The 24,617-nt window shown below is 68.7% G+C and carries 26 protein-coding genes; 9 read left to right on the top strand and 17 right to left on the bottom strand.

The features are described from left to right. Positions 1–11 precede the first annotated feature (11 nt). Positions 12–785, bottom strand: coding sequence for a hypothetical protein (locus AB0I03_RS01835; RefSeq protein WP_360404795.1), 774 nt, complete (start codon positions 783–785; stop codon positions 12–14). A 436-nt stretch (positions 786–1,221) separates the two neighbouring features. Between AB0I03_RS01835 and AB0I03_RS01830 the strand changes: the two genes are divergently transcribed. The 3 genes from AB0I03_RS01830 to AB0I03_RS01820 all read left to right on the top strand — a co-directional run bounded on the left by AB0I03_RS01830 (position 1,222) and on the right by AB0I03_RS01820 (position 4,722). Continuing rightward, entirely contained in the window at positions 1,222–1,650 is a 429-nt protein-coding gene (locus tag AB0I03_RS01830) for a hypothetical protein (protein WP_360404792.1), read from the top strand. 68 nt (positions 1,651–1,718) lie between these two features. Then, positions 1,719–2,615 (top strand): hypothetical protein, encoded by an 897-nt coding sequence (locus AB0I03_RS01825; protein WP_360404789.1) that lies wholly within the window; start codon positions 1,719–1,721, stop codon positions 2,613–2,615. A gap of 1,126 nt (positions 2,616–3,741) precedes the next feature. Further along, complete coding sequence (locus tag AB0I03_RS01820; RefSeq protein WP_360405897.1) at positions 3,742–4,722, top strand: hypothetical protein; 981 nt, start codon at positions 3,742–3,744, stop codon at positions 4,720–4,722. 115 nt (positions 4,723–4,837) lie between these two features. Here the strand turns inward: AB0I03_RS01820 and AB0I03_RS01815 are convergent, their stop codons facing one another. Next, positions 4,838–5,134, bottom strand: a complete 297-nt coding sequence (locus tag AB0I03_RS01815; protein ID WP_360404786.1) for a hypothetical protein — start codon at positions 5,132–5,134, stop codon at positions 4,838–4,840. Beyond that, the gene (locus tag AB0I03_RS01810; RefSeq protein WP_360404783.1) at positions 5,127–5,453 is read right to left on the bottom strand and encodes a hypothetical protein; all 327 of its coding nucleotides are present in this window, start codon (positions 5,451–5,453) and stop codon (positions 5,127–5,129) included. Before AB0I03_RS01810 ends, AB0I03_RS01815 begins: the two co-directional genes overlap by 8 nt. A 359-nt stretch (positions 5,454–5,812) precedes the next feature. On the opposite strand from AB0I03_RS01810, the gene AB0I03_RS01805 reads away from it, so the two are divergent. Both AB0I03_RS01805 and AB0I03_RS01800 read left to right on the top strand, forming a co-directional pair. Further along, positions 5,813–6,703, top strand: a complete 891-nt coding sequence (locus tag AB0I03_RS01805) for a Scr1 family TA system antitoxin-like transcriptional regulator (RefSeq protein WP_360404780.1) — start codon at positions 5,813–5,815, stop codon at positions 6,701–6,703. Further along, complete coding sequence (locus AB0I03_RS01800; RefSeq protein WP_360404777.1) at positions 6,636–6,887, top strand: DUF397 domain-containing protein; 252 nt, start codon at positions 6,636–6,638, stop codon at positions 6,885–6,887. The genes AB0I03_RS01805 and AB0I03_RS01800 overlap by 68 nt, the downstream gene beginning before the upstream one ends. A 109-nt stretch (positions 6,888–6,996) precedes the next feature. Here the strand turns inward: AB0I03_RS01800 and AB0I03_RS01795 are convergent, their stop codons facing one another. Then, positions 6,997–7,599 (bottom strand): N-acetylmuramoyl-L-alanine amidase, encoded by a 603-nt coding sequence (locus tag AB0I03_RS01795; protein WP_360404774.1) that lies wholly within the window; start codon positions 7,597–7,599, stop codon positions 6,997–6,999. Between the two features lie 269 nt (positions 7,600–7,868). On the opposite strand from AB0I03_RS01795, the gene AB0I03_RS01790 reads away from it, so the two are divergent. Then, on the top strand, positions 7,869–8,879 hold the full coding sequence (locus AB0I03_RS01790; protein WP_360404771.1) for an EamA family transporter: 1,011 nt from the start codon (positions 7,869–7,871) through the stop codon (positions 8,877–8,879). Beyond that, on the top strand, positions 8,872–9,543 hold the full coding sequence (locus AB0I03_RS01785; RefSeq protein WP_360404768.1) for an alpha/beta hydrolase: 672 nt from the start codon (positions 8,872–8,874) through the stop codon (positions 9,541–9,543). The genes AB0I03_RS01790 and AB0I03_RS01785 overlap by 8 nt, the downstream gene beginning before the upstream one ends. Before the next feature lie 137 nt (positions 9,544–9,680). Here AB0I03_RS01785 and AB0I03_RS01780 read toward each other — a convergent pair whose 3' ends face one another. The 7 genes from AB0I03_RS01780 to AB0I03_RS01750 form a co-directional block, all read right to left on the bottom strand. Next, positions 9,681–12,464 (bottom strand): M48 family metalloprotease, encoded by a 2,784-nt coding sequence (locus AB0I03_RS01780; protein ID WP_360404765.1) that lies wholly within the window; start codon positions 12,462–12,464, stop codon positions 9,681–9,683. Then, positions 12,461–12,928, bottom strand: coding sequence for a hypothetical protein (locus AB0I03_RS01775; protein WP_360404762.1), 468 nt, complete (start codon positions 12,926–12,928; stop codon positions 12,461–12,463). The genes AB0I03_RS01780 and AB0I03_RS01775 overlap by 4 nt, the downstream gene beginning before the upstream one ends. A gap of 153 nt (positions 12,929–13,081) precedes the next feature. Next, a complete protein-coding gene (locus AB0I03_RS01770; RefSeq protein ID WP_360404759.1) occupies positions 13,082–13,906 on the bottom strand; it encodes a CPBP family glutamic-type intramembrane protease in 825 nt (274 codons plus the stop codon). Positions 13,907–14,133: 227 nt separating this feature from the next. After that, the gene (locus tag AB0I03_RS01765) at positions 14,134–15,069 is read right to left on the bottom strand and encodes a sigma-70 family RNA polymerase sigma factor (protein WP_360404756.1); all 936 of its coding nucleotides are present in this window, start codon (positions 15,067–15,069) and stop codon (positions 14,134–14,136) included. Between the two features lie 10 nt (positions 15,070–15,079). Next, complete coding sequence (locus AB0I03_RS01760) at positions 15,080–16,270, bottom strand: FAD-dependent oxidoreductase (protein WP_360404753.1); 1,191 nt, start codon at positions 16,268–16,270, stop codon at positions 15,080–15,082. A gap of 95 nt (positions 16,271–16,365) precedes the next feature. Further along, positions 16,366–17,187, bottom strand: a complete 822-nt coding sequence (locus AB0I03_RS01755; protein ID WP_360404750.1) for an SDR family NAD(P)-dependent oxidoreductase — start codon at positions 17,185–17,187, stop codon at positions 16,366–16,368. Between the two features lie 133 nt (positions 17,188–17,320). Further along, positions 17,321–18,136, bottom strand: coding sequence for an NAD(P)H-binding protein (locus tag AB0I03_RS01750; RefSeq protein WP_360404747.1), 816 nt, complete (start codon positions 18,134–18,136; stop codon positions 17,321–17,323). An 89-nt stretch (positions 18,137–18,225) separates the two neighbouring features. On the opposite strand from AB0I03_RS01750, the gene AB0I03_RS01745 reads away from it, so the two are divergent. After that, positions 18,226–18,639, top strand: a complete 414-nt coding sequence (locus AB0I03_RS01745) for a helix-turn-helix domain-containing protein (protein ID WP_360404744.1) — start codon at positions 18,226–18,228, stop codon at positions 18,637–18,639. Positions 18,640–18,680: 41 nt separating this feature from the next. Here AB0I03_RS01745 and AB0I03_RS01740 read toward each other — a convergent pair whose 3' ends face one another. Continuing rightward, positions 18,681–19,412, bottom strand: coding sequence for a carbon-nitrogen hydrolase family protein (locus tag AB0I03_RS01740; protein ID WP_360404741.1), 732 nt, complete (start codon positions 19,410–19,412; stop codon positions 18,681–18,683). Between the two features lie 96 nt (positions 19,413–19,508). Here AB0I03_RS01740 and AB0I03_RS01735 point away from each other — a divergent pair, with 96 nt between their 5' ends. Then, positions 19,509–19,994, top strand: coding sequence for a cupin domain-containing protein (locus AB0I03_RS01735; RefSeq protein ID WP_360404738.1), 486 nt, complete (start codon positions 19,509–19,511; stop codon positions 19,992–19,994). A gap of 57 nt (positions 19,995–20,051) precedes the next feature. Here AB0I03_RS01735 and AB0I03_RS01730 read toward each other — a convergent pair whose 3' ends face one another. The 5 genes from AB0I03_RS01730 to AB0I03_RS01710 form a co-directional block, all read right to left on the bottom strand. Beyond that, positions 20,052–20,702 (bottom strand): response regulator transcription factor, encoded by a 651-nt coding sequence (locus AB0I03_RS01730; protein ID WP_360404735.1) that lies wholly within the window; start codon positions 20,700–20,702, stop codon positions 20,052–20,054. Then, entirely contained in the window at positions 20,692–21,954 is a 1,263-nt protein-coding gene (locus tag AB0I03_RS01725) for a sensor histidine kinase (protein ID WP_360404732.1), read from the bottom strand. Before AB0I03_RS01725 ends, AB0I03_RS01730 begins: the two co-directional genes overlap by 11 nt. Positions 21,955–21,959: 5 nt before the next feature. Then, positions 21,960–22,694: an ABC transporter permease gene (locus AB0I03_RS01720; RefSeq protein ID WP_360404729.1), complete on the bottom strand. Its 735-nt coding sequence runs from the start codon at positions 22,692–22,694 to the stop codon at positions 21,960–21,962. A 19-nt stretch (positions 22,695–22,713) separates the two neighbouring features. Then, a complete protein-coding gene (locus tag AB0I03_RS01715; protein ID WP_360404726.1) occupies positions 22,714–23,622 on the bottom strand; it encodes an ABC transporter ATP-binding protein in 909 nt (302 codons plus the stop codon). Positions 23,623–23,782: 160 nt separating this feature from the next. Then, positions 23,783–24,604 (bottom strand): ricin-type beta-trefoil lectin domain protein, encoded by an 822-nt coding sequence (locus AB0I03_RS01710; protein ID WP_360404723.1) that lies wholly within the window; start codon positions 24,602–24,604, stop codon positions 23,783–23,785. Positions 24,605–24,617: the final 13 nt, after the last annotated feature.

Raw genomic sequence — 24,617 nt, 5'->3', positions numbered from 1 at the left:
GCGGTTCGGTGCTAAGGCCCGCAGCCGGCTTCGCCGTCGTGGTAGACGTGCACGGCTGCCTCGGCGTCGAAGACCTCGGGAACGATCCAGAGGGACATGATCTCGGTCAGCGTGCCGCCGTTCTCGATCGCCTCCGTGATCGCCGAGCCCACGTCCGCCAGTGTGCGGGCATGGGCGGCGATGTCCGCGGGGACGAGGGGCTCGACTTGCAGCCCGTACAGCGTGAGGTCGGAGGCGCTGAGCTGCATCTGCTCTCCGGGGGCCTCGCTTGCGATGTCGGCCTCCATGCCGGAGAGGATCCCCGCTGCAGCGTCGAGCAGGGCCGAGAGCTCGGTGCAGGGCGCCCCTGCCTCCTCTGCCCCTGATGGGGACTCGGCCGGTGATTCGGTCGTCTCCGCGTCATCGCTGACACGCTCGAAGACGCTCCGGGTGCCTTGGTGCAGGTTCGTCGATATCGAGACTTCGTCTGCGGAACTGATGTGGATCGTCGTGAGGCCCCGCTCGGAGACGAAGTCGATGGCGTCGAGATGCCGGTCCCAGGTGCCCGGCAGTTCGGGGTAGTTCTCGTAGAACCCGTTCAGCGTGCCCGTGCCGTCTGAGCGCAGTACGAGCGTGGCTTCCCCGTCCTGTTCTTCGAACGTCCCCACGATGTCGGTGTCATCGACCGTCAGTGAGCAGGCCGCTGAGGCGGCCATGAGGAATGCGGCGAGCAGCGCGATCAGGGCCGTTGCGGCGGAACCTCGGCGTCGATACGTCGGACTGTTGCGCGCAGGGTCGGCTCGCATGTGCACCTCGGACTTTGGTCTCGTGGGATCGGATGTCCCGAAAAAGGGGGCAGGCAAGGGGTCTGGAACGGTCCTTCAAAACTAATCGGGGGAAAGCTGTTCCTTCAGGCGGGCGACCGGCGGGATTCCGGCAGGATCGGTTCCCGACCGCACCGCGGCGCGTCGTCGAGCGACCTCTCCTCCGACGCGGCACACCCTCCTAAAGGGATCGATTTCTTTCATATATGGACATCGCATGAAGAGCCGCTAAACCCTCCTCCTACCAGGCATTTCGACTGAGTGACCTCGCCGCTTTCCTGCCGACTTCCTGCCGGAGTTCTGCCTCGCGGTCCATCTCATCAGCGGGAAGAATCAGATTGGCGGTGCAACCGATGTTCGCATCGCGCCGCAATCCACGAAAACCCACTCAGGTTCCCCTGAATCGAAAGGTACGCAAATGCGACGATTCAAATTCCCGCCTGTGAAGCGGCTCATGGCCGTCATGGCCGCTTCGGCGGTCGGCTTCGTGGCCACCTTCGCCGTCGCCGCCGCACCGGCCGAGGCCGTCTGCTACGGCCGAGGCGACGGGGCAACGCTGACCCGTACGTACAACGGCCACGTGGTCGCGGTGGAACGCCAGGCGAGCGGTACCTGCGACGGTGACAACATCTACAACGGCCAGCTCCGCGACCCGTACACCGACGGCTACTCGGCCCGGGCGCGGTACAACGAGCAGGGCTACAACGCGATCGTGGCCTACGCGTCCAGCAACACCTGGGTCGACTACCGCTTCTACGACCAGGACGGCAACAGCTTCGCCGAGATCCAGATCTACTCGAGCCCTGCCTCGCGACCGAGCTACTACATCAACACCTGGGGCTACTAGCCACCGACCGCAAGTCGAGCGGGCGGGCGCACCTGCGCCCGCCCGCGCCCACGTGAGGAAGCGATCGTATGAGGACACACAGGAGCCTGGCGCTCGTCGGCGCAGCCGCGGTCCTGGTCGCCGGCGGCTGCTCCGGCGGTGCCAGTACCGACCGCGAGCCCACGGTGGTGGAAGAGTCCATCATCGACCGAATGGCAGAACCGTCCGACGACAGCGCTTCGGTCGAGGAGACCGAGGCGGCCCGGAACGAGTTCGTCTCGGCGTGCATGGCAGAGGAGGACCTGGAGTACCTGGGGCCTCCCGAGGCTCCGTCGATGATCGAATGGCTGGGCCTCACCGAGGAGCAGTTCGGGGCCGAATACGGGTTCGGCCATGCGACGACCATCGACGTCTTCATGGTCTACGAGGCGTTCGCCGCCGGTGAGTTCGAGGAGTACCAGACCGCGCTCGAGGCGCTCCCGGCCGCTGATCGCGAAAAGTACGTGACGCGCGAGCGCGAATGCCTCCAGCAGTCGTACGCCGAGTTCGGGTTCCCCCGGAACGGGACCGTGGTGCTGCCGAACGACTCCCCGATCCACGAGTACACCATGCACGCATCGGAGGCGACCGCCGGCGACTCGCGAATCACCGAGGTCACCGAGGCATGGTCAGCGTGCATGCTCGAGCAGGGATACGACTTCGCCGACCGCGACGAGATGGGGCTGCCGCTGCAGCAGGAGGCCGAAGCGTTCAAGTCCGCCTACGCCAGCCAGGGGCAGGCGCTGGTGGATGCCGGCAGCACCTGGGAAGCACTCGGTGCCGCGGACGTGCTCGACGCCGAGCAGCTCGCCGAACTGGAGGACCTGCAGCAGCGGGAACTGGCCGTCGCTGCGGCCCACCGGCAATGCATCGACGCGGGACACGACATCGAATCGGTCTACTCGGAGGTCTACGACGAGCACCTGGCGGATGCCGCGGGATCCTGAGCCGCGCCGTCCAGACCTCGGCCCTTCTGAGCGCTGATATCCACTGGCACAGGGGGTCCCGGACCCGCTAGGGTTGGGCCGCGCCTCCCGGTGCGAAGGCTGCGGATACTTCGTTTGGTAAATGATGCAGGTTCGATCCCTGCAAGTCCCGCTGCCGCTGTGAACTCGGGAGGGCACCAAGTTTTGCAGTGGAGTGCGCGGTCTGGGCGAGCCTCCCCGTCAAAGATCCAAGGTGTAGTCGCGACTACATTCAGCGTAATGCGGTGGGCCGCAGCCATTCTTGTAGCGTAGAATTGAAGACGCACTCGCGGGTTCGAATCCCGCCCGGACCTCGGTTCGGCAGCTCAGTTGGCAGAGCATCTGTGTTCACCGCCGTCGACTTGATCTCGGGCGCTTCACTATCCGGGCTCCTCCCGGTGCGGAAGGAGCTTTACAGTTGCCGAGCAAGTTCCCACCCCATCCATGTGAGCATTGTGGCGTCACCACATGCAACCGGCGATTCTGCAGCAACGCTTGTCATATCAAGGGCACTCAATCGGATCGATCAGCGAAGCTCCGTAAGCCTCGCCCGACCTGCCCACAGTGTGGTTTGAACACTGTCATGCGCGGAGCCAAGACATGTTCGCGAGAGTGCTCCGACGCATCTCGCAGGAGGCCCACTCCGCCCTGCCGACGTTGTGGATCGACCGATCGCCTCGGCAGACGTCGTCAGAACGTTTACTGCTCATGGCAGTGTTTCAACGAAGATCGCTACGAGCGCACCGGGTCATTCGCTCGGTGGCTTGAAGAATGGCGCTCCGGCGACGTCAGCGGCACCACCAGCGAGGGAAAACCTGACTGGAGGGTAAGGCAAGCTCTTGTTTACCTCCGCGGCCAGCGCTGCGAAGAGTGCGGGTGGGACCGCGTGAACCCTGTCAGCGGGCGCGTTCCTCTCCACGTGGACCACATTACCGGCGACCGATCCCAGAACCACCCGGATCAAGTTCGGCTGCTTTGCCCGAACTGTCATTCACTTACACCCAATTACCAGCACCTGAACAACCCGAAGGTCTCCCCCGTCCGCAAGTATGTAAGCAGGAGGTACAGAGAAACATGGCTAAGTTCAACCGATCCGGAGTAACGGCCGCTGTTGCCTCCCCCGATCGAATCGGAGAACGTCCCGAGCGGCTACACCCACGAAGGAGCGAATGGCTACGCACGATCGGTTGAATCTGAACTTTTCTTGCTCGCGGTCGCGAACATGGTCGGCGAGCAGACGATCTACGAGTCCGCTGACGGCCGCGACTCCCGCTACGTCGACCTTGTCCACGAGGTCGCCGTGGCCGACGCCGACTGGACCGCGCGGTTCCTCGCGTGGCTGCGCACCGGCGCCCACCTGCTGTCCGCTTCGCTCGTCGGCGGGCTCGAGGCCGCACGGGCACTCATCGCCGCAGGCATTCCCGGTGGCAGGCAGATCGTCGCGTCCGCACTGCAGCGCGCCGACGAACCCGGCGAAGCCCTCGCCTACTGGACCGGCGCCTACGGCCGGAAGATCCCCAAGGCCGTCAAGCGAGGCATCGCCGACGCGGCCCTGCGCCTGTATAACGAGCGCGCTGTCCTCAAATGGGACACCGCGTCGAAAGGCTTCCGCTTCGGCGACGTCGCCGCGGCCCTGTTCGGACTCGCGCTCGCACGCCGGTGCGCTGCAGCCGACCTCGTGTCGTTCTCCAGCGCCCATTACTACTACAACGACCCGCCCGGTCCCAAGACGAAGCAGTTCGAGCTCACCCGGGGCGGTTCGCTCCTGGCGGACCTCGGCAAGTGGAAGGACGGCGGCTGGTTCCTCGGCGGAGGCACCGACACCGCCGGAGCGGTCGCCAAGCACTACGCCGGCCACGACCGAGTCGTGATCCTCACCGATGAGCAGGCGAAGGACCACGGCCGCCTGGATGTGACGGCGGCGGTCCCGAAGGACCGGATGGTGTACACGTGGAACCTCGCCGGCTACGCGAAGGGACACGCGCCGTCCGGCACCGGGACGCGGCACACGTTCGGTGGCCTCAACGACTCTGCCTTCGCCATGATCGCGCTCTTGGAGTGCGGCCGGGACGCTGACTGGCCGTTCTGACCCTTGCCGATCCGCCCTTTTCGCTGCGTCAGTCCTTGCTCGGGCGGGCGGGCCGGGTAGGGGTGGAGTGAGGCCGGTCGGACTCCACCTTGTCCGACCGGCCTCGGAGGTAAGTCTAGAAGTCGAAGCGGCTGGGATTGGCGACCAACTCGCGGGCGTTTTTGAGAATCCAGGGGCACCACTCGTCGCCCTGCCATGCGCCCCGCCAGATCACGGGTGCCTGGGGGTCGTCGCCGAAGCGGCAGACCTCGTGCGGGCCAACGCCATCGTCGCAGTCGACCCGGTATCGGGCGGGCGTGCCCGGTGGCGTCTGCATGAAGATGACGAAGAACTCGACCGGGTACCGCCGGAACTTGCCCAGGCAGTGCTCGCCTTGGGGTTCGGGCGGGTCCTCGAAGGTCGTGTCAGCCACGGCAGAACCGGACCGTTGAGGCGTTGACCGTGTGGAAGGCCTTGAACGCGTTGTTCCTGGCCCACTCGCGCCACTCCGGGGTTGCGGAGCGCCACTCCTCGCTCCAGGTGGCGTGGAGGCTCCCGGAGTTGAGGCCGGAGACGACCAGGCAGACATCGGACTGGTTTCCCTTGGTGTGCACCTGGAACGAGTCGGGTGCGTCGGTGCTGGAGGCGCGGACGACGAAGACGCGGCGGCCGTCGCTGAACTGGCCCCGCTCCAGCGGGTCCGAGGCGGATTGGTCGTTGTCGGGCTTCGGGTTCGCGGCTCGGTTGTACATCGCGACCTCCAATGGAGAGAGTGTCAGATAGCCGACAGTGGCAGTGCCGAGGAGCCCACGAAGAGCCAAGCATTACTGCTGCGAGGCAGCGACTCCCCGGCATTCCCACCGCACGCGAGCCGGGAACGACCCGCGATGTAGCCACCTTAAGCGATGTTTTCCCTGGTCAATAGCCATGTCTCCCATGGTGTTACGGCGCTCCGAAACGGAGCTCCATGATGGGTATCCCGTTTCGGTGCACCGCAATGCAACCTCCATTACGGTGCACCGATATTGGGCCGAGTCGTGATGAATTCGGTTGGGGCGGTTCGTGCGATCATCGCTACAAACCGTTATTTACGCAGCGCAGGGAGCACTGGATGGCAGGCACGGTCTTGTACCAGAAGTTCGCTCGGGCCTACTTGACCGCCGAGGTCAACACCATTTCGCAGGATGCGGGCTGGACGCCGAACAAGTTCGCAAGGGTGATGAGCAAGAGCTCCACCACGATCCGAGCCTGGCTGGACGGGAGCCGCATTCCAGACAAGGGCAACCTGTCGCTCCTTTGCGACCAGGCGGAAGTCGAACCGGACCGCAAGAGGTTCATCCTGCATGTCAGTGACCAGCTCCTCAAGAACTCGGAGCTGATATCGGATCTCGAGGAGCGCAACCTCTACATCGTGGAAAGCGGCGAGCGAACCTACCCGGTCCATGTCAAGTGGAACCCGCTGTTGCTTTCGGCTGTGCTGCAGACCGAGCCGTATCACATGAAGGTACTGGCCGGGCCGATGGAGGATCCCGCGAACAAGGTCAAGAACTGGAAGCGAAAGGAGCGGCGGACCAGGAGGTTCTTCGGCCGATTCAAGGACAGCATCCCCCCGAGCGTGGAGTTCTACATCCCGGCCAGCGCGATCGCTGATCTTGACATGCTCGATCCTGAAGAGAAGTCCGCGCAGGTCGAGCGCTTGAAGTGGGCGGACTCGCTCCCCAGGTGCGAGGTAAGGGTCGTTCGACCTCCGCACTTCGCAAACTATGCGTTCGAAGCGTTCGAATCCGACGAGCAAACATATGCAGGGCCCAGCTTCGTGTACGTCGACAACCTGGACCAGAGTCGCCACGTGGTCGATGAGAACAAGCTCGCCTTGTATGATCAAGCCCGCAGATTCCTGCGATCGAACTCGCAAGGTATTGGAAGGTTCCTCGATGGTGGAGCACACCAGCTGGCGGAAGAGCACCCGGAGCAGCAACTCGGGGCAGACCGACTGCATTGAGTGCCGTCAGACCTGGCGGAAGAGCACGCGGAGCAGTGACTCCGGTCAGACCAACTGCGTTGAGGCCCGGAACACGGACTCCGGCTTCCAGGTTCGGGACTCGAAGCTCGGCCATGACTCCCCGGTCTTCGACCTGACCGCCTCGGACTTCACCGGCCTGCTGCGCGTCGCCGACCGCGACTGACCGGCCCGGCCGCCGCAAGCGCGGGCGTGCGGGCATCTGCCCGCACGCCCTTTTCCATCGCTATTGCAGGAAACTGCGGCACGTGGCCCAGGTGAGGGCCGCATCCGCGCTAGTTGAAGAAGGTGTCGACGCCGTAGAAGTGCCCGATCGCGATGTCCTGCCTGAAGTTCGGCGACCTCAGGAGGCGGGCGTTGGGTGCGTTGTCGATGAAGAGATTCTCGGTGAGCACCGCGGACATGTTCGCGCGGGTGAGCACAACGTAGTTCGTTTCCTTCGTCCCCCGATCGGTGATCGAGGCGGTTTGGCGCATCCAGGCGATGGTCCTGCGATGCACAGTGGAATTGAACCTCCGGGTGTGATCGGTCGCGTCCACTTCGCGGTGGCTCTCGAAACCGTTCCCGCCCCCGGCGTTGATGTGGATGCTCAGGAATACGTGCGCCCCCCAGGCGTTCGCGGCGTCCGCCCGGTCCTCGAGCCCCACGTAGACATCCGAGGTGCGGGACATCCGTGTCTGGTACCCGTGGTCGTCCAGAATGGCCCTGGTGCGCCTTGCGATGTCCAGGGTCAGGTCCTTCTCCAGGAGGCCGTTCGCCACTGCGCCGGGGTCGCGGCCTCCGTGGCCGGGGTCGAGGAAGATCTTGCGATTCGCGTTGAGGCTGACGTCCTGGGCCTGCGCAGCACTACCTGCGAAGGGCAGCGCCGCGAGACCCATGGTCCCTGCGATCAGAGCGGATCGCCGCGAAACATTCCGTTGTGGCATTTCTTCTGTCTCCGTTCAGGAGGGGACTCGAGCTCCGGGGTGGAGACCTCGTCGGCGGGTCCCACGAGTCACGTTCGACTCGCGGATCCGCCGCATGTCCATCTAGAACTCAGTAAAGCGGTGCGGAGCTGCATGGTCGAGGCGGAGAACCGGCGGAAGACCGGCGGGAGACGGGCGGGCATGCGGCCCGGCAGTGAGACCGACGAATCATTTCGCTTTCCATGCCGCCCGCCGGGGCCTACCGTGTCAGCATGACCGCAGCAACGGAAGTCGAGCCGGGTTCAGGTGGGAAGTCGCGGCGCGTGATGCCGTCGCGGCCGGTCCTCGTAGGGTTCGCGCTGGCGATCGTCTACGTCGTATGGGGATCGACCTACCTCGGCATCCGGATCATGGTCGAGGACATGCCGCCCATGATCGCGGCCGGCGGCCGATTTCTGTGCGCCGCAATCATTCTCGGTCTGATCTTGATGGCCCGCGGCGGTCTGGCGCGGCTCAGGCTGAGCCGCGCGGAAGTGCTGTCGTGCGCGCTGATCGGCCTGCTGCTGCCCGTCCTCGGCCAGGGCCTGGTGACGATCGCCGAGAGCGGCGGCGCACCCTCGGGCCTGGTCGCCCTGCTCATCGCGGCGGTACCCCTTTGGGTCCTGCTGTACCGGGTGCTTGCGGGCGAGCGGCCGAAGCGGACCACGGCACTGGGCGTGCTCATCGGTTTCATCGGACTCGCAGTGCTGCTCATCGGCAACGGCGTGGGCGGCGACTTCCCGTTCTGGGCCGTTGCGCTGGTGGTGTTCTCGGCCGCGTCGTGGGCGTTCGGGTCGTGGCTGCAGCCCCGGCTGAAGATGCCGCGAGACGCGTTCGTCGCGGCCGTCTACGAGATGGCGATCGGTGGGGCGCTGCTGCTGGTCGTGGGTCTGGCCTGGGGTGAAAGGTTCGCGCCGGCGGAGTATTCGGCGAGGTCGTGGACGGCTTGGGCCTACCTTGTAGTCTTCGGTTCAGTGGTCGCGTTCTCGGCGTACGTGTGGCTGCTGCAGGCCGCGAACATCTCGCTCGTCGCGACCTACGCATACGTGAATCCCCTGGTGGCGGTCGTTCTCGGCTGGCTGGTCCTGTCCGAGGCCGTGACGGCGCCGATCGTCGCTGGCGGCACGATCGTCATCGCCGCCGTGGTGCTCGTGGTGAGTACCGAACGGCCCCAACGGAAGCAATCGATCGCGAAGGAGCCCGACCATGGCTGACAACGAGACCGCGACGTTCGTGCTGATCCACGGCGGCGGCAGCACGAGCTGGGACTGGCACCTCGTCGCGTCGGTGCTGCGCGAGCACGGGCACGAGGTGATCGCCGTCGACCTGCCATTTGAGGACCCCGCGAACGGCGTCTCCGAGTACGCCGACGCGGTGATCGAAGCCTGCGGCGACCTGCCGAACCTGGTGATCGTCGCGCATTCTTGGGGCGGTCTCGTCGCCCCGATCGTCTGCTCCCGCATTGACACCGAGCTGCTCGTGTTCGTGACCGCGTTGGTGCCCTTGCCGGGTGAAGCGCCGAACGACTGGTGGAGTGCGAGCGGGTTCAGCGACCTGGAGGCGTCCGACCCCGAGGCCGACGCGTTCTACAACGGCGTTCCCGCCGACCTGGTCGAGGAGTGCAACGCGCGCGGCCGGGACCAGACGGGCGAGCGGGACGGCGAGCCGTCGCCGCTGAAGTCCTGGCCGGACGTTCCCACCCGGTTCCTGCTCTGCCGCGACGACCTGTTCCTCCCGCCCGCGTTCGTGCGCGGCATGGTGCGCGACCGCCTCGGCATCACACCCGACGAGATCGACGGCGGCCACATGGTCGCGCTCGCCAACCCTCGCGAACTGGCCGAACGGCTGCACGCGTACTGGACCGACCTGCCGCGTTGAAGCTCGCGTCTGAGACCCCCCGGTCCCGTCCTTGCGCCCGGCGAGGAGGGCTGATCGTCGGCAGCGCAACGGCATATATCCGTGCCGGCCGGTGAACGAGCTGCGATCGCGGGGGCTCGGAGTCCGCAGGCCCTTCCCTATGCGAACACCGCGCTGATGGACTCAGTGAGCGTCTTGTACTCGGGGATGGTCTCCTCCCGGAGCTCGCGCACGGCTGTCGCCCACGTCTCGCCGTCGCCGCCGTCGATCACGGTCTGGAACTCGTCGGCGCAGGTGACGGCCCGGTCCCACACGTTGTCGAGGAAGTCGCTCCACATCTGCTGGAGCGCGGTGTCGGGTATCTCGAAGTAGTCGTCGGCGTCGAGCACCGTCGCGGTCATGCGATCGCATGCCTCGGGGACGGCGTTGAGCTGGTCGAGGGTGCGTTCGTCCTCCGGGGTGGACACGTAGGCGGCGGTGGCATCGTCCATGATGGTGAGATCGTCGGCGAACCGCTCGAGCAGGTCGAGGCCGCCGCCGTCGAGCCAAGCGCGCACCTGCTCGGCCACGAGCTCGGGCGGCCGCTCGCCTTCGCGTTCGACCGAGCCTTCGAGGATCCCCGGATCGGCGGTGGACGTGAGCAGCATGTCCAGATAGTGCTGTTCGCGCCAACCGGTGAAGCACACCGCCAGTGCCAGTACCAGGGCGATCGCGACCGGGACGGCGGGGCGGTCGCGTCGTCCGCTTTGGTGGAAGTACAGCACGGGGCGCTGAGAGCGCCGCGCGAATCTATGGAGCGCAAAGCGGATCGCAGCGCCGGATGCGGCGGTGACCGCCGCGAGGACGAGCGCGCCGACCACCAGGAGATTGAACGACATCGAGAGCTCGGGCCAGGCGAAGCCGGTGCGCCAGCCGCAGTCGGTCTCGTACACGTTCATCGGGCCGAGGCAGCCGTCCGTCGCCGTCAACAGGAGGAATCCGGCGAAGCCGCCCCATATCGCGAGGTACACCGATACGAGCGTGTTGAGCAGGCGCAGCCGCGAGAGGCCCGTGTTCGCCGCGATCGCGGCGACGATCGCACCTGCGAACAGCGCCGCCATACTGGACCAGGAGTACATCGACCGCTCGATCGAGTAGAGGTCGGCGGCGTGAGTGAAGTCGAAGCGGCCCAGCACCAGTCGGATCGTCACGATCCCGGCGAGCCCCACGGCGGCGCCCGCGATCGCGGGTTTGAGGCCGGACGGCAGCGGCTCGAACCGCCGCCGCAGCGGGGGCACGATCCGCGGCACCGCTGCCGCCGCCCACATCAAGGTGATCATCGCGAACAGCAGCGGCCCTGCGGTCGCCATCAGCGCCGGGCTGACCAGGTAGAGGGCCTTGACCGCGAAGCCGTCGGCGTCGCCGCCGTTCGACTCGACGATGTCGCCCCATTGCGTGTAGAGGTAGTCGGTGTCGTAGAAGACGTACAGGCCGTTGAAGAAACCGGACCAGTACCGCCAGGCGACCAGCAGGATCGTCAGGACCGGCAGCGACAGGGCGACGATGACCGCCAGTCGCGGGGCGGAGACGCCCGCTCCCGTCCACTGCCGCGCGGTCTCGGAGAGCCACCATCCGAAGAGGACTGTCGTGGCGACGAGCGCGAGTGCGAACTCCGGGTGCGGGGGCAGGCGGGTGAACGAGAACAAACCGTCCACGAACGGGAGGCCGAGGACCATGCCGAGGCCGAACCAGAACCCGGCCGCGGCCCCGGTGCCCGGGGCGGCGTCGTTCAGCGTCACCGCCTGGGTGATGTAGACGCCGAGGATCGCGGACGCGGCGACGGCGCCGATGAGCGCGGCGGTCAGCAGCGCCGGGACCAGGGGCCAGGGGATCTCAGTGAACGCGAACTGGAGCCGGTAGAGCATGATCACGGTCGCGAGTCCGATGAGCGCCAGCGCGAACGGCCTGATCCGCCGGATCGACTCGGGCCGCTCCAATGAGGCGCGGCGCGTGTTCCAGTCCGGGTGCACGCGCCAGATGCTCAGGAGCCGCTCCCAGCGGCCCGGCTCGCCCTGCGCCGCCGTGGCGGGCCAGACGTCGGGGCGGGACCTGGCGGTCTGGTCGGCCCGTATCTCCCTGACCCGCAGGACCTCGGTGCGCGAGAGGTACACGAGCACGGCCAGGACGCCGGTGGCCGCGATGTTCTTGAGGTTGATGCCGATCAGGTTCGTCGCCCACGAGTAGTACCGGACCGAGTCGAGGAACAGGTCGGTGCGCAGGACCAGGTACGGGACGAGGACGAGCCACACGAACACGCGCCACATCGCGATCACGAGGAAGGTGATGGTGAGGTCGCGGTTCTTCAGGTGCGCGAGTTCGTGCAGGACCACTGCGTCGAACGTGTCCGGCTTGGCGCTCCTGGCGTCGAGGAGTCCGCGGTGCATCCGCATCCGCGGTCTTCGGTTGCTGCCGAACATGACCGCGCTCTCGGTCGCCGCGACGGGGTCGACCACCACGGTCAACTTGCGGACGTCGCCGAGCTCGAGCGCTTCCGCCAGCTCCTCGATGCGCTCCCGGGCGGCTTGGCCGCCGGGCACCAGTTCGAGCGGGACGTACCTGCCGCGCCGGGCCTTCCATTTCGGCATGGCCTTGAACAGCAGGAAGGTGGCGGCGAGCAGCAGGCCGATCCAGGCCGCCGCCAGCCACATCGACGGCGCCGGGTACTGCTCGAGGCAGGCCGCGATCGCGTCCGCGTTGCGGCTCCAGCTGTCCGCCGAGTTCGCGGTCGTGTCGATCTCGGCGTTGACGCCGGCGGCCCGGTAGCAGTTCTGCCGGGGGAGGTTGCCGCCGAGGAGGTTGCGCGCCTCCAGGATCGTGGCGCCGGTGCTGACGACCATGAGCGCAACGAGCTGGGCGAACCGAAGCGTCGTGGCGGTATCGACGGCCAGGCGCGGCCCGCTCATCGCTCCGGCGGCCCGGTCCGCTCGTCCTTCAGTTCCAGGCGTTGCAGGAGCGCCTCGGCGATCGCCGCGGCCTCCTCTTCGGACAGTCCGCGGCGGCGGGCCTCGACCTCGACCTGCCGTCGCAGGCGGGCTATGCGCCGGAGGTCCTGCCGCGGCACGCGGCGGTCGGCCTGCCGCTTCCCGAACCGGGACCGGACGCCTTTGGCGAGGCGATCGATGAGGGTGTCCGTACCGCGGGTCACCAAGTGCTCCACGACGACCCACACGATCGGGGTCGCGAGCAGCACGAGGTCGGTCGAGCCGAAGCCGAGCGGTTCGTTCCGGCCCCGGCGGCGGCGCATCGCGCGCGTCACGGTCCGGTCGTCGATGAGCCGCAGCCCTTCGACGTAGTCCAGTTCGCCGGGGGCGACCTCGGCGACGACGTCGCGCACGACCTCCCAGAGGGTGCCGTGGTCTTCAGCCATGTTGGGGTTCCCGTCCACTCAGAGCACATCGGCCGGTCGGCGCCGGCAGGCATCGGAACGTTCCATCGTATGAGATTCCGGCACGTCCGCCAGGTCCGTGTCGGAAAGCCGACAGGGCCCCTCGCGATGCGAGGGGCCCTGTCGAAGGTCGGACTACATGAGGCCGAGGGCGTAGGCGGTGGTGCCGAGCACGGTCATCGCGAGCGCCGAGCCGGGGTGCATCCAGATGGAGGCGCGGATGTCGTGCTTGCCCCAGACGAACCAGACGCCGGGGAGGAGGAAGAGGATCTTCGAGGGGACCGTCCAGATCGCCCAGAAGTGGTAGATCGCGAACAGGGCCGTGTTGAACAGCGGCGCCCAGCGGCCGAGCTGCGGGAGCCGGGGGAGGAGGAAGCCGCGGAAGTAGTACTCCTCGATCAGGGGCAGGAGGAAACCGGTGAAGGGCCCGCAGATCAGCATCGTGGTGACGATGACGTCCATGTCGTACGCGTCGAGGTAGGTCGTGCCGGAGCCGCCGGAGCCCTCGAAGGTGACCCAGGTGAAGAAGTTGTCGTACATGAAGGCGTCGAGCGGTGCGAGCGCGAGCGCCACGATGGCCATGTACAGCAGGAAGCCGATGCCGATCAGGGTGATCTTGCCGCGGGAGAACGGTTTGTCGCGGTAGCGGACCACGCCGCCGCGCATCGTGTAGCGGCCGGTCTGCTGCTTGCCCAGCCAGAACAGGCCGAACCAGAGCGGGAAGAGGACGATCGCGAGCCCGATGGCCCAGGCCGCGAAGATCGGGGCGCCGATGGCGCGGCTGATGGGGGCGCCGATGAAGGCGTAGGCGGCGACGATGAGGCCGCCGGGGACGAGGTGCAGGGCGATGGACAGCGGGATCGAGTGGCGGTCGGCGACGAGTTTCGCGACGATCTTCGCGACGAGGCCGGTGGTCTTGGGGGCTTCCGCGGGGGCGGTGTGCGTGGCGTTGATGTTCATGTCGTAGAGCTTCGCCGTCCGCGCTGTCGCCGCCCTGTCGTGACGCTGTCTCGCAACAGGGGCGGGTGACAGGTGCGAAATCCGTGGCACCGCATCTGCCGTCCACAAACCCCCACCCTCCCGAGAGGGGAAGGAAGTCTCCCGGCCAGATTCGCAGCCGGGTCCGACAGGAATCGGGGCCGAAAGGGCTTGCCCGCCCGGAGTTCACCCGATCGGGTAGCGCCCGGTCACCAGTGCTCGATGAGCGGCGCGTCGTGCTCGGTCCGGCCCCACTGCTGCGTGATGCGCTCGAGGCTGGCGCGGTGGGCGATGCCGTGGAGCGCCGCGATCTTGTCGCCGCGCGGGTCGAAGACCACGACGCCCACCACCCGGCCGTCGAGCACGGCGATCATGGCGGGAGCGCCGTTGACGATCTCGGCGTGGATCGACGGGGAGCCGCCCGCGTGCCTGCGCTTCGCCGGGGTCGGCTTGAACGCCGCCCGGAAGGTCGCGGCGATGCGCGCGGGCACCGTCTCGAACCACGGCTTGCCCCCGAAACCGGCGCCGTCGGACACGGCCGTGGCGTCGTCGGTCAGCATGGCCACCAGGCGCTCCGTACTGCCCGACGCCGCAGCGTCCATAAAGGCCTCCACGATGCGGCGGGCGGCCTCGCGGTCGACCTGGGCGGCGTTGCGCCCCACGGCGACATGCCGCCGCGCACGCAGCGCGTGCTGCTGGCTGGCCGACACGGAGATGTCGAGGATCTCGGCGATCTCGCTGTGGCTGTATGAGAATGCCTCGCGCAGCACGTAGACGGCGCGTTCGACCGGCGGGAGGCGCTCCAGCAGCATGAGCACCGCCACGGACACCGACTCGCGCTGCTCGAACGTCTCGGCCGGGCCCAGCATCGGGTCGCCCTCGAGGAGCGGTTCGGGCAGCCACGCGCCGACCGCCCGCTCGCGTCGCGCATGCGCCGACCGGAGCCGGTCGAGCGCGAGGTTGGTGACCACTTTGGTCAGCCACGCCTCGGGCACCTCGATGCGGTCGCGGTCGACGGCCTGCCAGCGCAGGAACGCGTCCTGCACGACGTCCTCGGCGTCCGCGGCAGAACCCAGCAGGCGGTACGCCAGCGAGGCCAGCCGGGACCGGCCGGCCTCGAAGCGTTCCACGGTGGCGGTGTCCATGAGCGCCACTCTAGGCGGCGACCGCCCTGGTCGACGTGGCGGCCGAGGCCGCCCGGTGGAGCCGCCGGGACGGCATCCCGAAGGTGGGGTGCGCCGAGCCGATCGCCGCGCCCTTGAGGATGTCGTTCTTCAGGCGTGCGGCCATGCGCCCGCACATCGCTCCGGGCTTCGACTGGGCGCTGCCGTCCACGAGCTGGAAGATCGCGTCCTTGCGTCCGAGGCTGATGTGGTTGCCCACGTAGCTGAGCGCGGGGATCTCGAGCTTGCGGCCGGTGTGCTCGTGGATGATCGAGGACACGGCCCGCTTCGTGGTCGGTCCTGCCGAGGCGCAGGACATCGGCAGCGGGCGGCCGTTCTCGGCGATGGTGAACACGGCGTCGCCCGCGGCGTAGACCTCCGGGTGGGAGACCGATCGCATGTGCTCGTCGACGGTGATCTGGCCGTTCTCCTGCACGGCGAGGCCGCTGGCGGCGGCGATCGGGTGGACGGCGAAGCCCGCGGTCCACACGGTCGCGTCGGCGGCGAACAGCCGGCCCGCCGAGGTGAACGCCCCTTGCTCGGTGACGCGTTCGATCGCGGTGTGCTCGTGGACGTCGATGCCGAACCGGTCGAAGGCCCGCATGAGGTGCGCGCGCGCCTTCGGGCCGAGCCAGCCGCCGAGTTCGCCGCGGGTGGCGAGGACGACCCGGAGTGTCGGGTGCGCTTCGGCGAGCTCGGTGGCGGCTTCGATCGCGGTGAGGTTGCCGCCGACGACCAGGAGGGTCCCGTCGCCGCCCAGTGCTTCGAGGCGCGACCGCAGTCGCAGGGCCGCGGGCCGAGAGGCGACGTGGTGGGCGTGCTCGCCGACTCCGGGGACGCCGTGGTCGGCGGCGGTGCTGCCGAGCGCGTAGAGCAGCGTGTCGTACTCGAGCAGTTCGGGGCCGTGCGCGTCGGTGACGGTGACCGTCCGGTTGTCGGGGTCGAGGGCGGTGACCCGGGCGACCCGCAGGCGGATGCCGGTGCCCGCGAACATCTTCGCGAGCGGGCGGTGCTTGAGGGTCTGGCCGGCGGCGAGCTGGTGGTTGCGCAGGCGCTCGACGAAGTCGGGTTCGGCGTTGACGACGGTGATCGCGAAGTCGTCGCTGTGGAGGTGGCGCGCGAGGTAGCCGGAGCCGAAGGATCCGGCGTAACCCGCGCCGAGGACGGTGATGCGGTGCTGCATGGTCTCGCTCCTGTCTGGTTCGCTTGACGCCCTTTGAACGGGGCGGCGGCAGAATCCATGACAGGAGCGGACTATGTCGTGCGTCACCGTCGGTGTCAGGCCCGGTCGCCGTGGGCCTCGACCGCGAGGTCCTGCCAGTCGGTCCAGGTCTTGAGCCGGTCGGCGTAGACGGCTTCGACGATCGGGCCGCCCTGGACGCCGAAGAACGTGCGCAGCGGCGGCTCCTCGGCGTCGGCCAGTGCGAGCATGGCGCGGCCCGCGGCGGCGGGGTCGCCGAACTCGAGGGTCTCGGCGAGCGCGGCGAAGCCCTCGCGCAGGGCCGCGTACTGCGGCGCGACCTGGGCGTGCACCGCCCCGGCCGCTCCCTCGGTCGCGTAGCCGCCGGGTTCGACGATGGTCACTTTGACGCCGAACTGGGCGACCTCTTGCGCGAGCGTTTCCACCAGGCCCTCGATGCCCCACTTGGAGGCGGCGTACGCGCCGCCGAGCGGCATCGCGGTGACGCCCGCGACCGAGGAGATCTGGATGAGGTGCCCGCTGCCCTGCTCGCGCAGGTGCGGCAGGGCCGCTTGGAGGACCCAGACCGAGCCGAAGAGGTTGGTCTCGATCTGGTCGCGCAGCTGCTGCTCGGTGATCTCCTCGACCGCGCCGAGCAGGCCGTACCCGGCGTTGCTGACGACGACGTCGATCCGTCCGAAGTGGGCGCGGGCCTCTGCGACGCTCGCGAACACGGCTTCTCGGTTGTGGACGTCGAGGGCGAGCGGCAGAACCGCCTTGCCGTACTTCTCTTGCAGCGCAGTGAGACTCGTCGTGTCGCGGGCTGTGGCGGCGACGTTGTCGCCGCGTGAGAGCGCCGCTTCCACGAAGGCGCGGCCGAGGCCCCGCGATGCACCGGTGACGAACCAGGTCTTGCTCATGACGGCTTCCGTTCCCTTTGGGTGGTGCTCGCGCGGGCGGGGCCGGCGGTGTTGCGCCGGCCCCGCCCGCGCGAGCGATGGCACCCCTATGACGAACGGGCCCAGGCGAATGTGACCGCCCGGGGCGCGCCGCCTAGCGGAACGCGGCGGCGCTGCGCTTCACCCAGTCCGCGAACGAGGCGGCCGGGCGGCCGAGGACGCGTTCCACATCGCCGCTGATCTCCAGCTCGGCCGCGTTCGGGTCGCCGATGATGTCGAGGGTGTCGTCGACGACATGGGCCGGCCAGAACTGGAGCAGTTGCGCGCGGGCCTCGGCCCGGCTCTGCTCGATGAATTCGACCGGTTCGCCGATCGCGGCCGCGATCGCCTCGGACTGGCCGCGGGGCGTGATGAGCGCGGGGCCCGTGAGGGTGTACGCCTTGCCTTGGTGGCCGTCGTCGGTGAGTGCGGCCGCGGCGACGTGCGCGATGTCGCGCGGGTCGATCACCGGAAGGCCCACGTCGCCGAACGGCGCGATGACGGTGCGCTCCTTGCGCACGGGCTCGGACCACAGCATTGCGTTGGAGGCGAAGCCGCCCGGTCGCAGGATCGTCCACTCCAGACCTGAGTTGCGCACGTCGTTCTCCATCGCCTGGAGCGCCTCGGTGGGGCGGGTGGCGACGCGCTGCGAGGAGATGAGCACGACGCTGGTGATCCCGGCGTCTTTGGCCGCGCTGAGGATCGGCGCGTGGTCGAGTTCGGGATCGATGGTGAGCAGGAAGAGCTTGTCGCCGCCTTCGAAGGCGGGCTTCAGGGAGGCGGTGTCGGCGAGGTCCGCCTTGCGGTGGACCACGCCGCCGCCGAACGCGGCGTCGCCGCGCGAGACGGTGGTGACCTTCTCGCCTGCGGCGGTGAGCGCCTCGACGAGCGGGCGGCCGATGTTCCCCGTGGCTCCGGTGACAACGATCATCTTGGGTTCCTTTCGGTTTCAGGTGTGGAACCCAAGGTAGGGGCAAGACTTACTTTCGGGAAGGGCCTACCTTCAGGTAAGCTCCTGGCATGCCGGGAGGAAACCAGATCATCGCATGGGCCCCGCCGGACGGTCGTGAGGTCTTTCACACCAACTGCCCCGCAAGGCAAGTGCTCGACCACATCACGAACCGCTGGGGCATCTGGGTCCTCCTCGGGCTGCACCGGGGGGAGTTGCGGTTCTTCGAGCTGCGCGACCGCATCGAGGGCATCAGCGAGAAGATGCTCTCGCAGACCCTGCGCCAGCTCGTGGCCGACAACCTGGTCTGGCGCCGCGTCGAGGCCACCGTCCCGCCGCAGGTCACCTACGGCCTCACCGAGTTCGGGGTCGGCACCGCCGACCACCTGGGCAACATGTTCGACTGGATCCGCGGCAACGCCGCGTCCATGATGGAGGCCTGCGCCGAAGATGAAGCGGGGACTGGAACCCCCGCTCGGCCCTGACGGTCACGGGCACTGACGACGCAACCGTTCCGGGCGTTTCGCTAGAACCGCAGCTCGGTCTTGACGATCCGGCCCGGCCGCTCGTCGGCGCGGGCCGCGACCGTGCCGTCCGGGGCCCACACGGCCGAGGCCCCCGCGACCTCCGGGTAGTCGCTGCCCGGCCCCGCGAAGCATGCCTGCACCACCCACATGCCGTAGCCGCGGGCGAGTTCCGGCATCCGCTTGTCACGCCTGACAAGCCCCTTCGGAGTGAAGAGCGAACCCGCGATGTACGCGTCGATGCCGCCGAGCCCTGCGCGCTTCGCGAACTCGGCGGTGGCCGGCGCGTGCTCGAACATCATCGTGTCGCGGCAGATCGCCAGGCCCAGCCGCCAGCCGTCCAGCTCCATGACGACGGGATCGGCCGCGGCCCGGAAGCGGCGGCACTCCTCCTCGTCCGGGTGCATCTTCCGGTAGGCCACTTCGACGCCGCCGGCGTCGATGCGCAGGGCCGCAATGAATTCCGCGTCGCCTTCCTTGATCGGCGCGCCAGCCAGGGCGACCGCACCGGACTCCGCGCACGCCGCCACGATCGCGTCCAGCGCCGGGTCATCAAGGGCCACAGGGGGAGCCGCGAGCGCGTACGAGGAGAGCGACAGCTCCGGGAAGACCACGAGCCGAGCGCCGGCCGCACGGACCGCCTCGGCGTGCGCGAGCGCGTTGAACGCGAGATCACCGGCCCGCAGTTGCGGCTGCGCGGCGGCGACGGACAGGGGCGCAGGGCGTTCGCTCATGTCCCGAGCGTATCCGGACCTCCCCAACGCGTGCACGCCTCGCGGCAGTACGCTGCAGCAACCGTTACTCGCTCGCGACCAGAGAGGGACCCTCGCATGTCATACCCCGAACCGAAGTACTTCGGCGACACCGGCGAGGCCACCGCCGTCGTCCGCCGCAACGACACGCCCGCCGACCTCCTCTTCGCGAACGGCTACGGCGAATACCTCGCCAAAGGCGCGGCCACCGGCGGCGAGTTCGGCCTCTACCGCTGGAACATGGGCCCCAAGAAGGGCGGCCCCGCCGCGCACTTCCACAAGACCATCTCGGAGTCCTTCTACATCCTCGAAGGCACCGTCACCATCTACAACGGCAACGAGTGGGCCCCGATGAAGAAGGGCGACTTCGTGTACGTGCCGCAGGGCGGCCTCCACGGCTTCCGCAACGACACCGACGAACCCGCCTCGATGCTGCTGCTCTTCACCCCCGGCGCGGACCGCGAACCCTACTTCGAGGGTGTCGCCGCGGTCGGCGAGATGACCGAGGAGGAGCGCGCCGCGTTCTTCCTCGAGCACGACAACTACTGGGTCGAAGAAGCCTGACGGGAGCCGAGCGGCCCGGCCGCATCGGATGCCGACCCGCCGGGACGGCGCAACCCCTCAGCGGCCCTTCGCCTGCAGCAGCCCGCGCTCGTACCCGGCCGCGACGGCCGCGGCCCGGTCGTTGACCTCCAGCTTCGCGTACACGTGCATGAGGTGGGTCTTCACCGTCGCCTCGCTGATGAACAACGCCGCAGCCGCTTCCCTGTTGCTGCGGCCCTTCGCGATGAGCGCCAGCACTTCCAGCTCCCGCTCGCTCAGCGGACCGGTGCTCGGCGCGGGCCGGCGCACCTGCTCCATGAGGAGCGACGCCACCGAAGGCGCGAGCACCGTGCCGCCCTCGTGCGCAGTCCTGATGGCCCGCTGGAGCTCCGCCGGCGAGGCGTCCTTGAGCAGGTAGCCGCTCGCGCCCGCCTCGATCGCGGGCAGCACGTCGGAATCGGTGTCGTACGTGGTCAGCACCAGCACCTTCGCGGTGGCGCCACGCGCCGCCAGGTCCCGGATCGCGGTCACCCCGTCGGTGCCGGGCATCCGCAGGTCCATGAGCACCACGTCCGGGCGCAGCGCGAGCGCCCGGTCGACGGCCTCCCGGCCGTCGGCGGCCTCGCCCACCACCTCGATGTCCGCAGCGCGGTCGAACATGCCGCGCAGCCCGTCGCGCACCACCGGGTGGTCGTCGACGATGAGCACCCGCACCGGTTCAGGCGGCATCGGCCACCGCCTGCACCGCGGGGACGATCGCCGAGACCACGGTCCCCGACCCCGGCTCGGACTCGATCGAGAAGCTCCCGGCGAGACGGTCCACGCGCTGGCGCATCGCCGCCAGCCCGTACCCGTTCCCCTTGGCGGCCTTCGTCTTGCCCGGGTCGAAACCGGTCCCGTCGTCCCGCACGTCGAGCGCCAGCTGATCATCCATGTAGGAGAGCGTAATCCCGACCCGCCCGGCGCCGCTGTGCTTGGCGACGTTGGTGAGCGCCTCCTGGGTGACCCGCAGGAGCGTCACCTCGATCTCCGGATGCATCGGCTTGGCGTCCCCGGTCGTGGTCAGTTCCACCGGCACCGCGTTCGCCTCCGACCACTTGGCCGAGACCTCGGCGAGCGCTTCGGGCAGCTGCGCGGTGTCGAGCGTCGGCGGGCCGATCGCCTGCACGGTGCGGCGGGCTTCGGCCAGGCTCTCGCGGGCGAGGTCGGCGGCGCTGTCGAGGTGGCGGCGGCGCTGCGTCGCGTCGTCGGTGCCGTCGGCGGCGTGGAGCTGCGCGATGATCCCCGCCAGGCCCTGCGCGACCGTGTCGTGGATGTCCCGGGCCATGCGCTGGCGCTCGTCGAGAATGCCCGCTTCCCTTGCCTGCGTGAGCAGCTGCATGTGGAGTCCGGCGTTCTCCTGGAGTGCCGCCTCGCGCGCCAGGAGCGCCTCCTCGCGCTGCGTGCGCAGCTGCACCAGCTTCTCGTTGAGGAGGAAGCCGGAGCTGATCGCGAGCGTCTGGACGGCGACGACCACGATGAAGACCACGACGCCCTCAGGGTCGGGATCGGTGTGGTTGACGATGCTGGAGTTCACCACGATCGAGCTCGCGCCGATGCCGGCGACGAGCATCCCCATCGACTTGAGGTACCCGGCGTGGAAGAAGCCGGTGATCACGAAGATGAAGAACAGCATGTCGCGGAGCATCAGCGCCGCGCCGAACGCCAGCATCACGAACAGGTACACCGCGATCCGGAGCTCTGACGCCTCGGTCTTCGACGGGATCCTGGTGAAGGCGAGGTACACCCACAGGGCCACGGCCGCCGCGAGCCCGTACGTCGCGAGCTGGGACTCCCAAGGGTCCGGGCTGATCAGGGCGCTGAGGGCCGCGCTGAGCGCGAGCGTGGCGTACGGCATCCAGTCGAGGAGCCGGTGGTAGGTGCCCTCGATCTTCGAGTGCCGTTCGGACAACTCCTCGGGGGTCCGCTCCACCGGCTCCATGCTCACTACTCCCACTTGAAGATTCGGGCGGCGACCGCCCCGGCGGCGATCGCGGTGGCGGCCATGACCAGCAGGGGTACCACGGCGGGGGCCGTCCCGGTCCAGGCGTCGAGCAGCGACTGCACGCCCGGGGGCACGTAGTCGCCGGCGGTGGCGATCGCGTCCGGCAGCATGAACCGGGGGAGGTACACGCCGCCGAAGAACATCGTCGCCATGAACAGGATCGTCGACAGCCCGGTTGCGGACCTCGTCGTCGGCGCCACGGCCGCCACGAGCATACCGAGCGCGAAGACCGCGGTGATGCCGAGAACGAAGGCGATGGCGAAGCCCAACGCATGCTGGGGCAGCGGCACGTCGAACACGAGCTTCCCGGCCACGATGACGAGCAGGACCGAGGCGAGCGACGCCCCGATGTTGACGACCAGTTGCGCGAGCAGGAGTTTCGCGGGGTGGATCGGGGTGGTCCGCATGCGGCGCAGCACGCCGTGCTCGCGGTAGGTCGCGAGGACCGCCGGGAGGTTGGTGAGGCCGATGACGCCGACGGCCATGACGATCGTCGAGGGAGCGAAGTAGTCGATGAACCGCTGGCCGCCCATGTCCTCAGAGGGTTCGCGGAGCATCGGCACGGCGCCGAGCCCGAGCAGGACGACGGTGGGCAGCAGCAGGCCGATCGTGAACGACATGGGGTCGCGCAGGAACAGCCGGCTTTCGATCTGGATGAGCTTGCCGAGTGCGGACATCAGGTTCTCCTTGCGGGGCTTAGTTGTCGAGGGACTTGCCGGTGAGGGCCACGAACGCGTCGTCGAGGCTGACCTGCTCGACGCGCAGCTCGGCGGCCACGATGTGGTTGCGCGCCAGGACGGACGCGACGGCCTGGAGGAGGTTCTCGCCGCCGGTGACGACCACGTGCGAGCCGCTGCGCTCGACGCGCGCGACCTCCGGGAGGTCGAGCAGGAGCGCGTCCGGGAACGCGGCGGAGGGCCGGAACCGCACCCGCTGCTCCTCGCTGACCCGCGCGGTGAGCCCGGCCGGGGTGTCGAGGGCGACGATCTTCCCGGAGTCGACGACCGCGATGCGGTCGCAGAGCCGCTCGGCCTCGTCCATGAAGTGCGTGACCAGGATGATCGTGACCCCGGAGTCGCGCACCTGCTCGATGAGGTCCCACGTGTCGCGGCGCGCCTGCGGGTCGAGGCCGGTGGTGAGCTCGTCGAGCACCGCCACGCGCGGGTTGCCGACGAGCGCGAGCGCGATCGACAGGCGCTGCTGCTGCCCGCCGGAGAGCTTCCCGAACGGGGTCTTGCGCTTGCCGCCGAGGCCGAGCTTCTCGATCAGCCGGTCGGTGTCGGCCCGCTGCCGGTAGAACGAGCCGTACAGGTCGAGGGCCTCGCCGACACGGATGCGGTCGGGCAGGCGGCTCTCCTGCAGCTGGATGCCGAGCACCTGCTTGAGTTCGGCGCCGTCCCGTTCGGGGTCGAGGCCCATGACCTTGACGCTGCCGCCGTCGCGGGACCGCAGGCCCTCGACGCATTCCACGGTGGTGGTCTTGCCGGCGCCGTTGGGGCCGAGGATCCCGAAGATCTCGCCCTCGTCCACTTCGAACGAGATCCCGTCCACGGCACGGAAACTGCCGTAATCCTTGACCAGGTCCTCGACTTCGATGATCGCCATTTGGGGCCTCCCTGCTTGGTGTACGCCAACACTCGCAGGGACTGTGGGGCGCGGCATCGACCGCGCGGTTGGGGCACCGGTTGATCCCGCCGATCAACCGATCGGTTGATGGGGTCGCCGGTCGGCGGACGCGCGCCTCGCAAGGCTTTCTGAGGGCGGTTCAGGAGAGCGTGAAGCGCTGCGTCGCGTCCCCCGCGTCGCAGGAGTCGGTGGCGGTCGGCTCGCCCGAGCTGGAGGAGCGGCCTTCGAGGATGCCCACGCACAGGCCCGAGGCGCTGGTGGCGATCGTGTAGACCCCGCCGCCCTGCGGTTCGAGCTCCCAGAACTGGTGCTCGGTGAACTCGCACCCGTAGGCGGCCATGAGGTACCCCTCCTGGTCGGCCGGGGCGTCGGAGCCCATGCAGGCGCTCCAGTCCGGGAAGTGCAGGTTGAAGACGTACACGCCCTCGTCCCAGGCGACGACCTGGATCGTGGACGGGTTCGCCGCGCCGCAGTCGGCGAGCACGACGACCGTGCGGCCCTCGTTGCCCGGTTCGGGCCCGGTGCTCAGGCACAGGCCGCTGGCCTCCTGCTGCACCTGGTACCAGCCGTCGGCGGGGTAGCTCGGCGCGGGCGGGGCGGCCTCGGTCTCCTGCTCGGCGGTGTCCTGCGGCGGCTCCGCTTCGTCCTCTTCGGACGCAGCGGTCGTAGGCGACTCGGAGGGGCTGGGGCTCAAGGCGGGTGAGGCGGACGGGGCCGGGGTCGCGGCGACGGAGGTCGCCGGTTCGGTGGCCGCGGCGGGCCCGGGGTCGTCCGCGCCGCCGGCGGCCATGACCGCGGCGACGACGGCGATCGCCAGGACGAGGGCGACGACGGCGGCGACGCCGGCCATGGCCCGGCCGGTGCCCAGGCGTGCCCGGGCCTGCTCCCAGGCCTCGTGGAGTCGTGCGGGCAGGTCGGTGCCGGCCGAGTGCCGGGGGACGCGTGGATCACGTGGTGCCACGAGAGATTCCTTT

Origin of the sequence: Glycomyces sp. NPDC021274 (assembly GCF_040641195.1) — a bacterium.
In the GTDB taxonomy this organism is placed as follows: Bacteria; Actinomycetota; Actinomycetes; order Mycobacteriales; family Micromonosporaceae; genus Glycomyces.
This window is presented reverse-complemented; position numbering and strand designations above follow the sequence as displayed.